At 30.1% G+C, this 15986-nt stretch carries 17 protein-coding genes; all 17 read right to left on the bottom strand.

Annotated elements, in window-relative coordinates:
- Nucleotides 1-118: 118 nt before the first annotated feature.
- The 17 genes from neuC to AC1DVP_RS09580 all read right to left on the bottom strand — a co-directional run bounded on the left by neuC (nt 119) and on the right by AC1DVP_RS09580 (nt 15971).
- Nucleotides 119-1240, bottom strand: coding sequence for a UDP-N-acetylglucosamine 2-epimerase (gene neuC / locus AC1DVP_RS09660; RefSeq protein WP_477183306.1), 1122 nt, complete (start codon nt 1238-1240; stop codon nt 119-121).
- Nucleotide 1241: 1 nt separating this feature from the next.
- Nucleotides 1242-2282 carry an N-acetylneuraminate synthase family protein gene (locus AC1DVP_RS09655; RefSeq protein ID WP_477183268.1) on the bottom strand — a complete coding sequence of 347 codons (1041 nt, stop codon included), beginning with the start codon at nt 2280-2282 and terminating at the stop codon, nt 1242-1244.
- 8 nt (nt 2283-2290) lie between these two features.
- Nucleotides 2291-2968 carry an acylneuraminate cytidylyltransferase family protein gene (locus AC1DVP_RS09650; protein ID WP_477183267.1) on the bottom strand — a complete coding sequence of 226 codons (678 nt, stop codon included), beginning with the start codon at nt 2966-2968 and terminating at the stop codon, nt 2291-2293.
- Nucleotides 2961-3599: a CatB-related O-acetyltransferase gene (locus AC1DVP_RS09645; protein WP_477183266.1), complete on the bottom strand. Its 639-nt coding sequence runs from the start codon at nt 3597-3599 to the stop codon at nt 2961-2963. Before AC1DVP_RS09645 ends, AC1DVP_RS09650 begins: the two co-directional genes overlap by 8 nt.
- 1 nt (nt 3600) lies before the next feature.
- Nucleotides 3601-4617 carry a glycosyltransferase gene (locus AC1DVP_RS09640; RefSeq protein WP_477183265.1) on the bottom strand — a complete coding sequence of 339 codons (1017 nt, stop codon included), beginning with the start codon at nt 4615-4617 and terminating at the stop codon, nt 3601-3603.
- 2 nt (nt 4618-4619) lie between these two features.
- Nucleotides 4620-5513: a glycosyltransferase family 2 protein gene (locus tag AC1DVP_RS09635; protein WP_477183264.1), complete on the bottom strand. Its 894-nt coding sequence runs from the start codon at nt 5511-5513 to the stop codon at nt 4620-4622.
- Nucleotides 5498-6289, bottom strand: a complete 792-nt coding sequence (locus AC1DVP_RS09630) for a glycosyltransferase family 2 protein (RefSeq protein ID WP_477183263.1) — start codon at nt 6287-6289, stop codon at nt 5498-5500. The genes AC1DVP_RS09635 and AC1DVP_RS09630 overlap by 16 nt, the downstream gene beginning before the upstream one ends.
- 123 nt (nt 6290-6412) lie before the next feature.
- Nucleotides 6413-7678: a glycosyltransferase gene (locus AC1DVP_RS09625; RefSeq protein WP_477183262.1), complete on the bottom strand. Its 1266-nt coding sequence runs from the start codon at nt 7676-7678 to the stop codon at nt 6413-6415.
- Nucleotides 7679-8779 carry a DegT/DnrJ/EryC1/StrS family aminotransferase gene (locus AC1DVP_RS09620; RefSeq protein WP_477183261.1) on the bottom strand — a complete coding sequence of 367 codons (1101 nt, stop codon included), beginning with the start codon at nt 8777-8779 and terminating at the stop codon, nt 7679-7681. It abuts the gene before it with no gap.
- Between the two features lie 3 nt (nt 8780-8782).
- Nucleotides 8783-9532, bottom strand: coding sequence for a class I SAM-dependent DNA methyltransferase (locus tag AC1DVP_RS09615; RefSeq protein ID WP_477183260.1), 750 nt, complete (start codon nt 9530-9532; stop codon nt 8783-8785).
- 2 nt (nt 9533-9534) lie between these two features.
- Complete coding sequence (locus AC1DVP_RS09610; RefSeq protein ID WP_477183259.1) at nt 9535-9963, bottom strand: cupin domain-containing protein; 429 nt, start codon at nt 9961-9963, stop codon at nt 9535-9537.
- Nucleotides 9960-10928: a glycosyltransferase family A protein gene (locus AC1DVP_RS09605; protein WP_477183258.1), complete on the bottom strand. Its 969-nt coding sequence runs from the start codon at nt 10926-10928 to the stop codon at nt 9960-9962. Before AC1DVP_RS09605 ends, AC1DVP_RS09610 begins: the two co-directional genes overlap by 4 nt.
- Before the next feature lie 146 nt (nt 10929-11074).
- Entirely contained in the window at nt 11075-12010 is a 936-nt protein-coding gene (locus AC1DVP_RS09600) for a glycosyltransferase family 2 protein (RefSeq protein WP_477183257.1), read from the bottom strand.
- Nucleotides 12011-12275: 265 nt separating this feature from the next.
- Nucleotides 12276-13409: a glycosyltransferase gene (locus tag AC1DVP_RS09595; protein WP_477183256.1), complete on the bottom strand. Its 1134-nt coding sequence runs from the start codon at nt 13407-13409 to the stop codon at nt 12276-12278.
- 79 nt (nt 13410-13488) lie between these two features.
- Nucleotides 13489-13590, bottom strand: a complete 102-nt coding sequence (locus tag AC1DVP_RS09590) for a glycosyltransferase (protein ID WP_477183305.1) — start codon at nt 13588-13590, stop codon at nt 13489-13491.
- Nucleotides 13591-13610: 20 nt separating this feature from the next.
- Entirely contained in the window at nt 13611-14390 is a 780-nt protein-coding gene (locus AC1DVP_RS09585) for a glycosyltransferase family 2 protein (RefSeq protein ID WP_477183255.1), read from the bottom strand.
- A 33-nt stretch (nt 14391-14423) separates the two neighbouring features.
- A complete protein-coding gene (locus AC1DVP_RS09580) occupies nt 14424-15971 on the bottom strand; it encodes a CatB-related O-acetyltransferase (RefSeq protein WP_477183254.1) in 1548 nt (515 codons plus the stop codon).
- Nucleotides 15972-15986 lie beyond the last annotated feature (15 nt).

Raw genomic sequence — 15986 nt, 5'->3', positions numbered from 1 at the left:
TATTTAAAAAATTGCATTCTATTTTAAATTCGCAAAAAAAGGGATTATTCTTTGGAAATACTTATTTTAATCTTTTTCCAAATACTTACTGAAGTTTCTTTTAAAAAAGGGTAATTCTTCATCGATCTCTAAACTGTTTTTGATGATTCATTTGCCAAAATACTTCTTTATCAAGTGATTTTAAAAACAATACTGCACTATTTCCCTGTCCAAAATCAGCATCTACTTGTTGTACTTTGTGAGAATCAATAGTTTTTAAAGCTTTAGAAATACTTTTTCCATCATAATCTACATTGACAATATCAGCATTCATTGCTCTATTTAGTTGTCGAGTACCAATATTAATAATCGGAACACCGTAGTAAGGAGCCTCACGTATCCCGGCACTGCTATTACCTATAATGAATTGGCAATTTCTTAATAATATCAAAAAATATTCAAAACGCAATGATGGAAAAATTCGGAATCTAGGATTGCCTTTTAATCGTTCATACGCTTTTAAAATCGTTTTGCTTCCTAAGTCATTATTAGGAAATACAACTATATAATTATGATTATCTTCTAATAATGCATCGACAAAACTAATAGCATATTCTTCCATTGATTTAATTTCAGTAGTTACTGGATGGAACATAACAATTCCAAACAAATCAAAATCAATTTGATAATACTCTTTTACAACAGTTAAATCAGGAAGTTTATCCGAAAACATAACATCAATATCCGGCGATCCAATCGTGAAAATTGATTCTGATATCTCTCCCATTTGTTTCAGTCGATTGGCCGCTTCCGCATTGGAAACAAAATGAATATGACTCAGTTTACTCACGCTGTGACGAATCAATTCATCAACAGTTCCTGATATTTCACCACCCTCAATATGGGCTACCAAAATATTATTTAAAGACCCAACAATGGCTCCCGCCAAAGTTTCTACACGATCACCATGTACAAGGATTAAATCCGGTTTCACAATTTTCACATAACTGGAAAGTCCTTCAATCGTTTTGGCTAATGTCAAATCCATCGTGGTTTCATGGGTATGATTTTTAAAAGTATGAATATTTTTATACCCGCAACGCTGAATTTCCAACAAGGTATAGCCATATTCTTCCTGTAAATGCATTCCAGTTACAGCTACAAAAACCTCAAATTGGGTTTGTTGCTCCAAAATCGAAATCAGTGATTTTATTTTACCAAAATCAGCACGTGTTCCTGTTAAGAAAAGGATTTTTTTTATTCTATTCAAAATCCGAAAACTCTAATTGTTCATCATTCTTAATATCTCTAAGGGCTGTTTTGCCAATTAGTCCATTAAAATGTTCAGCTAAAATTTCACCTGTACCTGGACGCTTCACCCAAATATTTTCTTTAGATAATAATTCTCCTGTTTTAATTGGTTTTATTGAACAAACAGTGGCAAAAGCAAAATCAATAGTCACTTGCTCTTCTCGTGCTGGTTCCTTGACACCTCCTCGCATCTGCCAAATTTCATTTGAACTTAGTATTAATTCCTTTGTAGTTTGCTCATCCATACTGCATACAATATCTGGTCCTTTACGCTGCATAATGTCTGTAAAATGCCGCTCTAATATACTCGCTCCCAAAGCTACCGCTCCTAAACACGCATTATTATTTAAAGTGTGGTCGGACAATCCAAATACTTTATCTGGAAAAGCCTGATGCATTTGTACCATTGCGCCAAACCGCACTAAATGAATAGGAGTTGGGTATAAATTAGTAGTATGCAAGAGTGCAACAGGAACATTACTCTTATCGAAAATTGCCACTGCTTTTTGAACACTTTCGATTGTATTCATACCAGTACTAAGAATAACAGGTTTGCCAAAAGAAGCAATATGCTCTAATAACGGATAATTATTACATTCTCCCGAACCTATTTTATAAGCTGGAATATTAAACTTTTTTAATCTTTCAGCAGCTGCTCGAGAAAAAGGTGTCGAAACAAAAATCATTCCTTTACTTTCAACATAATTTTTTAATTCTAATTCGTCCACTTCATTTAGCGAACAGCGCTCCATGATTTCATAAATAGAAACATCTGCATTACCAGGAATCACTTTTTTGGCAGCTCCCGACATTTCATCTTCAACAATATGGGTTTGATGTTTTACTACCTCAACTCCTGCTCGATGTGCTGCATCAACCATCTCTTTGGCCACCTGTAAAGAACCTTCGTGGTTAATTCCTATTTCGGCAATAACTAAAGGTGGAAAATCTGGTCCAATTTTTCTTCCTGAAATTTCTATATATGGGTTCATAAAATGAGTTATGAGTTATGAGTTATAAGCTTTTTGAAAAGATACTCAGCATATTCTAAATCTTCCTGATTATCGATATCAACTCCTGCAAAAATATGATTTACTTTGAATGGAAAAGCTTCTTCTGAAATAATTTTATCCTCTAATATTAATTTAGCTTTACTTATATATAGCAATCCATTTTCATAATAAAGTGGCTCTAAATCCTGACTTCGCTGTCCTATTTTATAATTGAAAGGAATGTATTTTTCGTTTTCAATTTTCCCAAACTTTTGATGATTTTGAGTTACAGAAAACAAACTATCCCATTTTTTCTCTCTATACACTTCAAACGCCTCTTTTAATAAATTTTCGGGACGAAGCGGATTGGTTGCCTGCAATAAAACGACATTTTCAATTTCCTCATTAATCGTTTCTAAAACATGTCTCAAAGCCGAAACTGTAGGTTCAAAATCTCCCGAAAGAAAAGCGGGTCTATCAATAACTTTTGCTCCAAATTGCAATGCTATTTTTTTTATTTCTGCATCATCTGTCGAAACGTAAATGTCATCGATAATTTTATTATTTGCCTTGGCATATAATATGGAATGTGCTATTAAAGGAATCCCTCCCAGCCATTTTATATTTTTTCTTGGAAGCCTTTTAGAACCACTACGAGCTGGGATAATGGCGATTGTTTTATTCATAAATACTTTTCTTATTTTGAAAATCTGTAAAGAATAAAGGTTTAATTTTTTCCAGTTCTTGCTCAGAAAGATTCCACCACTGAAGTTCTTCAATTTCATTAATAATTGTATCGCTAAATCTTTTTCTGATTGGTTTTGCAGGAACTCCTGCTACTATTGTATAAGGGGCAACATCTTTTGTAACAACTGATCCAGCCGCTAATATAGCTCCATTACCGATTGTAACATTACCAACAATTATTACATTATGCCCAATCCATACATCGTGACCAATTTTGATTTGCTTTTCTTCCTTTAACTGAATTAGTTCACCCTGAAACAAATTATAGTTTATATAAGTAGTCAGGTAATTTATTGGATGATTTGTAGCATGGATTGCAACATCTGCACCTATTTGGCAATATTTTCCAATTGCTATATTTCCGCTTAAAATATTATTATATCCTAGCGTTGTTGCATAGCCAATTTTGATAATCCCAGAAAAATTACATCTGTCAGGTACGGCATTTTTTCCCTCAAAGACTACATTTTGTAAACCTCTTGAAAATCCTGACACGGTTACTTTTTCATATACTGTAGCTGTATTCAAAAAATAATACAAAATTTTTCTAATAAGTAATCGTAATTTCATATCAGTAGTTTTTTGAGGCTTCTCTATTAAGGCCTTTATATTGTAGAAACGAACTCCAAATAGCTTTGTTGGTCAAAATTCTCATAAAAATTTTCCCTTTAATAAAGTTACAAAACCTTGAAGTATACAATTCTTTTAACGGCGGAGCATTCACAACTATACTACTTTCGTCTTTTAAAACATTTAATATCTCTTCCATCCATGGTTCAGCGCTATTACCCATATGGTAGGCAAAATTATCTTCTGTAGAAAGTCTCCAATAACCTTGATCAGCAACTGGTTTATCTAAAATATCATCACTTCCCCCGCCTAAAACAAAATCAGAATATTTTTCTTCTAACTTATTAAATATACATCCTTTGTATGTCACAATATAATGACCTGCTCCGACTACTGCTTTAATATCATTTTTTGTTATTGTCAAATACTTATCAAGGTGAAAAGAATTATAGAAATCTGAATTACCAATGCTTTTTGCAAAGTCTTGTAAAGCAAGTGGATTTAACACTTTTGTGAAAGACATTTTTTTAAAAAAAATACAATCAAAAAAAAGATTATACGTATAAAATTTCAAACTTTTTGACGTTGGTGTTGGACAAATTGCACCAGTTTTTGGAAATGCTTCAAACACTTTATAGGTTTCTTTTTGCCAATTATTTAAAAATAATACATCTGCATCTGCAGTAGTTACCAAAGCGAATTTATGCCCCGTTATCCCCTTCAACATAGCATTAACATAGCCAATATTAGTCGAATGAGTTAGTTCTTGTATTTTATTTTCCTTAAGCAGTTTTTGTAAATAATCAACAACAATTTCACAACTGCCATTGTTTACAACAGAAATATATGTCCCGTCATGGCTGGTTTTAAAGAGGGACTCAAGACTATATTTTAAAATCTTAAAACTATCTTTAAAATAACCATCATGATTTGGAATGTAGACAGGCATAATCACTTGATGAAAGAAATCATCAACTTTTTTTACTTTGTCTTTTCCTGGATTAAAACCTACTCGCATTTTTATTTCTTAAATAAAAAAACATAAACTAATAACTTACAATTACTTACTTTAAGAAACCAAAAAAAATCTAATGTAAATAAATTTTTAATCATTTTAAAAAACCCTTTATTGATCATTTTAATCTGCATTCTGCTTAAACTGGTTAAAAGTAACTTATATTCTTTCTTATTAATTCTTTTAATGGATAATTGATTTTGTAAAATGCATTTCATAAATAGAGGTAAATAAAAATAATCCGGATTATCTTTCGATATATTTTTAGCATGAACCCTGTATTGCACTAATGGTTCATCTAGATAAAAAAACTTACCTGCAAAAGAGCAACGTGTCCAATACTCAATATCCTCCAATGCAGGTGGAATAATTTCATTGAAAAAACCAACACTTTTAATAATCTCCAATCTAACCAAAGGGATAGGCATCATTACTGTCCAATTGCCCATCATTCTCATTGCGACATCCCCATGTTTTACTTCTGGTGTTCCTGGACGTCCAACAATTGCATTTTGCAATATTCCGTTTTCGTCTATAATTTCACAACATCCATGTACTAAACCAAAATCAGGATTATTTTCTAAAATTGCTACCTGTTTTTCTAATTTATCCGGAAGCCACAAATCATCATCATCTACAAAAGCAATATATTTTCCTTTAGCCTGACGAATTCCTATATTTCTAGGTTTCGCTGGACCTCCAGAGTTTTCAATTTTAATATATTTTACTTTATAAAATGTTTGACATAAAAATAAGTTTTCATCATTTGGAGTTCCGTCATCGACAACAATTATTTCAAAATCCTTAAAAGTTTGATTTAAGACACTCTGAAGTGTTAATTTTAAATAATCTGTTCTTTTATATGTTGGAATAATAACACTAACTAATGGATTCGCCATACTTTCTTAATTCTATTGCTGATGCGTCTTAAAATTCCACGAAGTGTTTCTAGTTTTGCCTGATTAAGTTCGCTCTGCAAACTGAGCATTTTTTTGTAATCTTCAAAATACAATCCGTAATACTCTTGAAACATACTTTCGTTTTCTAAAAGCTGTTTTTCTTTATGTATCAAGTCATTACTTACCCCCGTTAAATCAAAAATAGTTAATGGATAATTAATATGCTTAAAAACAAACTGATTACTCAAAAAACATTTGATATAAAAAGCTCTATCTGCAACTATTTTATATCGCTCATCGTATAAACCCATTTTATCAAAAACTACTCTATTAAAAAATGTGCTTTGGTGTGGCAAAGAGGTACGAACAAAAAACAATGGAGTTAGACTATCCGGATATACTTTACCTCCTGTTTTAAATTTATAATCTCCATAAATAATATGACCGCCAAAATTGATATGATTTATAAAATCATTAACTGCAGTCATACCATTTAGGACATCACCGCTATTCAGAAATAAAAGATATTCTCCTTTAGAAGCTTTTATGCCTTTGTTCATGGCATGATAAATACCGGTATCTGGTTCACTACTATAATAATCAATGTTGGCTCGGTATCGTTCAGCTATAATTTTGCTGCCATCATTAGAATCACCGTCAATAATCAAATACTCAAAATTTTGATACGTTTGAGCAATAACAGATTGTATCGTTCTTTCTAAACCTTTGGCATCGTTATAATTTATTGTAATGATTGATAATTTGGGCTGCATCATTTTATTTATTCAAATACCAATTATTCATCTTTTTGCTTCATTTCTATAAATACTGTCTACTTTCATTATAATGCTTCAACCTTTATAATTCAAGATCATTTATTTTACTTAATCAGAAAAATCTTAAATTAATTCATCAATTTTATTTAAAAAGATATCAATGTTTAATTTTCTTTCGAATGCTGTTTTTGCATTATCACTATAACAATGATAATTTGAAGTAATTTTTTCGATTGCTAAAGGTATATCTAAAGGACTATCTACAATTACACCTAAGTCATTCTCCAGCACCAACTCGCTCAGCCCTTCTGTATTTGAAACTATTATAGGCAAGCCATATTTTAAATACTGATATAATTTACCAGAAGCAGCTCCAATTGAATTATAATTTTCATCAGTATTATTTGTATTATATATGACTAGCCCTATTTGCGCTGAATTAAATACTGTATGTAATTCAGAAAACAATACTGGATCCAACGACAAACAGATATTTTCTTTACCTGCTGCTCTAACCTCATCTAAGTATGGGTTCTCATTAGCATTTTTTAGTCTATTATGAAAAATAATTTTTGTTTTATTCTTAAAATTATAATTACCAACAGCTTGAGCAATTTCAAAACTGCATACTTCATCACAAATCATACCAGCAGAAAGGATAATTAAAGTTTCAGGATCTAAATTGAACTTATTGTAGAAAAAATCACTTTTTTTAATTTTTTCTTTTTCTAAATTCATTCTAATAGAATTTGGTAACAATATATATTTATCATCTGAAATATTATTAATTCTCTTATAAATTTGCCATCTAAAATGATCCTGTATCAGAGTAAATGAAACCTTCTGAATTAAATAATTTCTTTCATTCTTCTTAAGAATCATATTTAACCAATCACTGCTCTTTTTACGATCATATAATATCTCTAGCGATAAGTTTATTATCTTTTTTGATTTCATTTTACTTTTCTGATAAGCAAAAAGACCAATAGTATCCACACAAAATGTCACATCAAAAAAATCCTCTTTACTTTTTCGTATGTGATTTGAAAAATTAACTATGTAAGTATAAGGTTCTAGTTTTTGTAGACTGTTCTTTATAAAATTAATGAATTTTGAAGAAAACAAATTAATGCTCATTAATTTGTTTAAAATAAAAACCAATTTGTAAATTAACTTTATTCTAATGCTTGGCCTTTTTGATTTAATCCTTTCAAAAGTTACTTTACTCTTATCAAATGTTTCTATTATCGACAGGTCATATTCATCATCATCTCTTAAATAAACAAAAATATGATTCTCTTTTTCTGAAAAATATTCTATTAATGATAATAATGTTGGCGCAACACCTAACCATCCATCCCAGAAAATTATTGCTATTTTTTTTGACATTTATTCCTTAATCATCACATTTATCACATTAGTAATCTCTTCATTAGTCAGCCCTAATCCACTTGGAATATAAAAACCATTTCTCGCCAATTTTTCAGCGACAGGATAGCTTTCGTTTTTAAATAAACCCATCTTTTGAAAAACTGGTTGTTCGTGCATGCACCAAAAAAAAGGACGTGTACCTATTTTTGCATCGTTTAATTTTTTCACTATTACTTCCTGCTGCGCTTCAGTATCGGCAACTAACCCAAAAACCCAATAAATATTTTTAGCATATTCTGTATTTTCTAATGGCAGTTGAAATCCATTAAGCTTTTTCAAACCTTCATTGTATAAATTACCAATTTCTCTTTTTCTTTGAATGTGAAACTCCATTTTTTCCAATTGAGCCACACCCAAAGCTGCCTGAAGGTTGGTCATTCTATAATTCCAACCCAATTCATTATGTATAAATCGTCTGCCTTGTGGCTCAAATGCTAAATTTCGGAGTTTTTTACATTTTTCGGCAAGATCAGCATCATTACAAACCATCATACCGCCTTCTCCAGTTGTAATGTGTTTATTAGGATAAAAACTAAAAATACTGATATCCCCAAAACTGCCACACATTTTTCCCTTGTAGGTTTGTCCGTGCATTTCAGCTGCATCTTCAATCAATTTCAAATCATACTTTTTACACAAAGCCAAAACTGGATCCATATCTACAGGCAATCCATATATATGAATAACAATTATGGCTTTTGTTTTAGGAGTAATTTTTGTCTCAATTTGGGTTACATCCATATTCCACGTAATAGAATCACTGTCTATCAAAACTGGTACAGCTCCTGCGGTAACTACTGATTGAGCCGGCGAAATAATAGTAAAAGCTGGCATAATAACTTCATCTTCTTTGCCTAAACCCAAAGCTTTCACAGCAATATCTAAAGCGGCAGAACCATTAGAAACGGCTATTCCATGATTTCGATTAACATATTGTGCAAATTCTGTTTCAAATCGCGTCACAAAGGATCCTTCTGATGATATCCAACCAGTTTCAATACACTCTGTAATATATTTCAATTCATTCCCTGATAAAAGTGGGGTATTTACAGGTATCATAATTTATATTTTTTTTAATACGAAACAAACCCCCCAAGTATCCTGAGAAGGAGTATTTCCGGTTAAAAATTCTTCTGCCAACAGCACTTCAAACCCTGTAGATACAGCTAACATTTTAATTTCAGGAATAGAAAAATGCCTCATCAGGTGTTCTTCTTTAATACTTTCTGTAGTATGAGTTATCTTATCTTTGATTATTACTTCAAAATTAACGGCTACGATATTTTTATCAGATTCCATTTTAGATTCCGCCAATCTAACTACCTCTATTTCATCGTTTTCCAAACGCTTAATTCTGGTTTCTGGTTTTAGGTGATAAACGGCTGAAGAATACCAAATATCAAAAATAAAAACACCTCCATCATTCAGCTGCTTATTTGTCGTTTTAAAACAATCTATTAGTACATCATTTTCAGTTAAATAGGAAATGACATGAAATAACGAAATAGCAACATCAAATTGTAAAGATACTTCATAAGAAGAAATATCACCTATAATCGGATTAAACCCAATAATCGCTTTGTCTTTAGCAATCGTAACCATTTCCGGGCTTCTTTCAATACCCGTAACTTCAAATCCAGCTTCGCAAAAATAGTGCGCGTGAGAACCGCTTCCAGACCCCAATTCAAGAATTCTTGTGGCATTGGGTGCAAAATCTTTTATTTTTTCAATAACATATTGACTTTCTTCTCTATAATTTTTGTCTTTATAAAGTAGGTCGTAATATTTACTATACTGTTGAAAATTTGTCATTTTTATTTTAAAATTAAATGATCCTCATCTACAGGCAAAAAACGCACTTTATCTCTTTCTCCACAATAAGGTCCTTGCTTGACTTCAATCATTTCTGATTTTTCAAGCATTTTGAAACCATGACCTCCATCAGAAAGTAAAATTACATCACCTTTTTCTAACACAGAACTCTGTATATAGTTTTGATCATTGTCATAAAAATCGACACGTACTTTTCCGCTTTTGATAAAAAGAACCTCCTGCGTTAAATGCACTGCTCTAGGAACTATATTATGTCTGTGGGGAGGAATTATATATCCTTCATCTCTATTCATATAGCCCAATTGTTGGGAATCATCATCACTTGTAAAGAATTCGATACCCTCTTTTTTATAATCAGATCGAATAATTATAGCTAACTGTAGATTTTCCTGAGTGATTATTTCAATCATTTTTTTAAATTTTTCCAAGTATTAATAATAAATGACGGCACTAATGGCCTAATTATTTTTTTAATTCTTTTTATCTTAGATACCTTTTTTCTATTACCAAAATAATCTCCTTTTTTCGAATATCCTAATTTAACGGCTCTAATAACTCTAGGAACTTCCTTAACCGCAACCGAATAAAAAACAGGAGCTATAGTTGCTATTGGCGGTGTAATATTTTTATTAACATGGGTTGCATCTTCTGATTCGATATGATTGCTCATGGAAGGATTTGGATACAAAGTTAACCAGCCTTTTAACACACAAACCGCCTGCCATCTAACATCCCAAGATGTACTTTTATTTTTAATCTGATCATTAAGCATACCCATAAAATCAAATGCCCCATAGGCATTAAAAACATAAACTTTATCCTCATTCTTATTTAATTCAAGTGATAATTCTTCAATATTTGGATTAAAAAAAACCCATCTGTTTTTCCATGTAGCCCAACCCCAACAATCTGGTAAAGGAACAAAAAAATAATCGGGATAATTTTTACCACAGGCAAAAAAATTGCATGCACCTATTTGTCCCACAGCAAGGTTACTTTCATATCTATCCAGTGAGTCATTCATGTAGGCGATAAAAAACGGTGACACAATTAAATCATCCTCCAATACAATTACTTTTCCATGAGTATTTATAACATTAGTAACCCCATCTATAATTGAATTTTCTAAACCTTTATTTTCTTCTGCAATAACCGTAATTACTTGTTTAAAGCGGTTTTCATTTTTTACAATGGTTCTAACTGCATCAATTTTATTTAAATCCCCTTCCGCAGGATTATGTTTCAACCCGTCACAATGTATATATAAAACACTATCCTTTGCTTCTGCATTTTTTGAAAGAGAATCTAATACCTGTTGTGTATGTAAAGGACGATTATAGGTAAACAAAACAATTGGAGCTAATGTATTTTTCATTATTGATGATTATTGTGATTTTATATTGTTCTGTGAAAATAATTCTGTCACTGAAAAATACTATTCTAAAATCAAGTGTATTTTTTTTGTGTTTAATAGTACTCTACACATTAGGCGTTTTTAAAGAAAAACAATAAAAACTGTTTTTACTTTGTCAGCGAAATTTTAATCCGATTCTTGTCTACTGTAAGAATGCTTATCAAAAACCGTCTTATACATTTAGAAAAGAAAACAAAATTAAAATTAATTATATATAATTTAATTAAAAAAATCCATTCCTGCATACTCAATTTTCTACTCTCTTTTATAGCTAATTCGAACATCATCAGTAAATCTAATCTTTGATTGTGACTGAACAAATTTATTTTTTTAGTTAAAATATCTTTAAACAGTTGAATATTTGCTTTGTCTTTTAGTTCCTGATTATCTTTACGACCTGAAATATTTAAATTTGAAATTCTAAAATCGATAATGCTGTCATTTATGGTATATATTAATTTTCCATCAGGAAATTCTAACCAAGCTTTACAGTCACTTCCCCAAGCTAAAGGATAATCATAAAATCCATATTTGATATATGATTTTCTAGAAAAAATATATTCAGACAAGGAACTTCTAGTTTGCTTTTTCTCACTTCTTATAAAAAAATCGGATTCTTTTTCCCATAAGGGATGATTAAAAACCGCAGAAATACTTTCAGATTCTTCATTTATTACCTTAGTGGCAAAACGAATTAAATTAGATTTTTCATTAAAAAAATCATAATTCTCATACCATGAAGCTACTACGGTATCCTCTAACACATCATCATCACCTAATATCATAATCCATTCTTCATCAGCAGATAAGGCAATACAACGCTCCCACTGTTTTGAAAGGGAAATCCCTCCCAAATTATTTTCGAATCGATGATATTTAAAATCGAATTTCCCTCTGAATTGTTCAAGCAAAAAAGTGCAATCTTCCGCACTGGCATCATCACCAATATATACCTTAAACCGCTTATCAGTTTGGCTGGCCAACGATTGAATAGTTTCCGCAAAAAAAGAAAGTTTATGATAAGGAATTATTATCGCTAACATTTATTTTATTATTTTTTTAAAACCCAAAAAATGACATTTCAAATAAGGCTTTACCAGTAACAATTGCAATCAAATTATAAATTCCTTGAATTTTTCTCGTAAAATAAGTTATCTGGATATCACAACTATTATTCGTACTACAATCATCCTATATAATATTCTATATTTGAATAGGCTTGATAAAAACACTTTTTAAACTTTATTTTAAAAACATTTCATGATCATAATTGACTATGATGATACTTACTAATGGCTGCAAATTATACTATTTTAAAAATGAAACAATTTGCTCATAAAGTAATGGACATATCTTCTCAGGCGATAGTTCAGAAAATAACTGTTGTGCCATTTCTCCATCTTCTTTTCTTTTATTTGGATTATCATAATAAAATTTAATTTTTTCTACCATACCTTCGATATCTAAATAAGGTACAACATATCCTCCTCCCTTATCAATAATTTCAGCTGTCCCTGATGCCTTTTCAAAACATATAATAGGATTCATAAGTTTCGCGTTTTCAATACAAACCATTGGAAAAGAATCTTCCCTAGAAGTCAATAGAAATACATCAAAATCCTGATAATATTTTTCAGGATCGGGTACCTCTCCAACAAACATCACTTTGTCAGCTAAACCTAATTTAGATATATCCTGTTCAATAATAATTTTATTTTCAGAATGATCACCAACCCAAACGAACTTAATTTTTAAGTTTGGATATTTTTTAACAAATTGGTTAGCTATCAAAATAAAAATATCATGGCCTTTTGCCCAATAAGCACTCCCCGAAGCTCCTACAATGAATGTGTCATTATCTTTTAATTTATGTACCGGACTTGTTGATAATCCAAACGCATGAACAACATTTACTAAATTTGGATTTACGTTATAATTTTCAACAAGATTATTTTTTACTTTATTGGATACTGTTATAAATCTATCAATGAGACCAGAATAATCTTTAAAGAAAGGCAAAACCATTTTAATTACTGTATTCAATTCATGAACATGTAGCACTAATTTGGATTCGTGAATAATGCTTTTAATTTTTATAGCTACAGGAATCGATAAAATTGTATTAGCATAAATTAAATCATACTTATTTTGAGATATTTTTTCCAAAAAAAGACGCTCCTTATTCTTTGGTTTTAATCCTAATTTAGTTAGAAGTCTTTTTTTAAAAACAATTGAAAATTTAGGAGTTTTATGAAGTTCAGAATACAGATAAACATTATTACATTCAGCGACAAAATCGTCTTTAATCCCCCCTCCATCTAACATCAATATATCAAACTGGTAATCTGAAGTATTTTTATTTAACCATATAAGAAAATGCAATAATATCAATGGAGCCCCTGTTCTAGTAGCTTGATGAGTTATAAAAAGTACTTTTTTCAATTGAAAAATAATTTTAATAATTTAACATCCATAATATAAACCACTTTTTTGTAAACCTATAATAAGCAAATTATTTTTTCTATAATCTCTCAACAATAATAGCTTCCCAATTTTTATAGGTTTGGTTTAAAACAGATTGTAAAACTTCATCTATAAATTGAGCTTGATTATAACAAGGAATAATAATGGATTAATCTTTTTTTAAAATTTGTTCAACAGACCTAATTTTATCAATAATCGTATTTTTCTTGATTTATTAATATTTATTACCGTTTTTTCAAGTTTATTTAGTTTATCAATATCATCTAAAAAAGCAGAAAAACCAGCTTTAAGTACCAATTGCCGTTCATCAAAAATCATTTTTCCATTTTCTGATTTTGAACTAATTCCATCCAAATAAAATGTTGACAAGATTTCATCAATCCTGCTATAGGAACAATTATGTTTACAGACACTTTCAATAAAAAATTTCCAGTCTGATACCACTTTAAAATCTTCATTATAAAATCCGGTGATATCAAATAATTTTCTTTTAATAAATGTTGAAGGATGCGGTAATGTATCTAAAATAAAATAGGAAAAAAATAAACGTTCTGGATATTTATGTATCCATGATTCTGTACCATCAACAAAATTTAAATTAAAATATATCAAATCATTTTCAGCTAGGTACTGATTATTATTTTCTAAAACATAATTATTAAATAGATGATCGCCACTATTTAAAAAAAGTAAATATTCTCCTTTTGCCTGTACAATCCCTTTATTCATGGCATTGTAAATGCCTTTGTCAGGTTCGCTTACCCAATAATCAATTTTATCGCTTTGACTTTTTATATATTCTGCACAGCCATCAGTAGAACCACCATCAATAACAATATATTCAAATTTCTGCCAAGTTTGGTTTGTAACGCTTTGAATGGTTTTTTTTAAACCTTCAAGATTGTTATAATTGATGGTAATTATAGAAATTAATGACATTCGTGAATTATTACTAAATTATAATTTATTCTTTTATTTCTTAACCTTCTCAATAAAATCTTCTATTTCAAAAAAATATTTTTCAACTAAAGCTAAATCCTCTTTTTCAAAATCCCACCATTTTATTTGTAAAAGCTCTTCTATTTTTTTATCGTCAAATCTAAATTTGATAATTTGAATTGGATTTCCAACTGCTATTGCGTAAGAAGGAATATCTTTAGAAACTACTGCTCCAGCACCAATAACTGCTCCATCTCCTATCTTTACACCATCTAAAATAGTTACATTCATACCAATAAAAACATCATTCCCAATAGTAATAATCTTAGTTTCTTCCACTTTATCAATCTCACTCAATGTCATACCATTTTGCTTTTCTTTTGAATAAAACATTGGATGTGTTGATAATCCGTTTGTTGGATGTATACCCCAACCACAAACTAAATTTGTACCTATTGAACAGAACTTCCCAATTACGGTATTATTAATAATTGAATTTTCTGAAATATATGTATAATTTCCAATTATAGAGTTAGACAATCTAGATCTAGGGTAAATTAAACATTGATCTCCTAAATAAGAGTTATTGTTAATTACGTCATAATTGTCATTCTTCTCATATATTTTTTTCTTTACATCGGGAAATATTTTAAAGAATGTACTTCTAATTCTATACTTTAACTTACTTTTTAGTCTGACTGTTTTTTTAACTGTAACTGGTCTTTTTAATTCCTTATAAAATAATTTTACAATTTCCTGGGCATTTTTATTTTCAATTAATGTTATTGATTCAATTTTAATTTGATGTAATAAAATTGCATTCTTAAATTGTGGTACTTCTTCATTATGAACACCAGAACTATCAAAACCTATATTATCGACTAAAGATTTTCTAGGATACAAAGTATATCCATTTTTTAATAAAATAGATGCGTGCCATTTTATGAACCATGTTTTAAGTCTACCTGATATGTTGTGAGCTAATTGCTCACTCAGGTAATCTTCCCCAAACTTATCTACTTCATGAAATAATTTTTCGTTTTTTAGTTGCTTCCATAACTTTAATGAATCATCTTCAAAATGATCCCAAGCTCTTTTCCAAGTTGCCCACCCCCAACAAAGAGGCACATTGAAAAAGAAAGTCTCTGGCAATTCCTCTTTATGAGGATACATATATCCAGAAATATGCATTACTTTATCATTATCCTGATAAAACGATAACGCATTATTCATGTATTTTAAAAATCCAACTGAAGTTACAATGTCATCTTCTAAAATAATAACTGTCCCATGCCTATTAACCACTTCTGTAACTCCATCAATAATTGAATTAGCCAAACCTTTATTTTTTTCCTGAATTTTAATTACAACTTTTTTAAACCGTTTTTCTGAATTGACTAATTTTATAACCTCTTCAATTTTAATTAAATCATCAGGAGTTGTGTGTTTTTTAGCACCATCACAATAAACATACAATATACTATCCTTAGCCTCCAGATTTTGCGCAAGCGAATTTAAAACTTGCTGTGTATGCCATGGACGGTTATAAACAAAAAGAACAATGGGAGCATAATTATTCATTCTTTTAATATTTTT

This window comes from Flavobacterium sp. P3_A6, from assembly GCF_056403035.1.
This window is presented reverse-complemented; position numbering and strand designations above follow the sequence as displayed.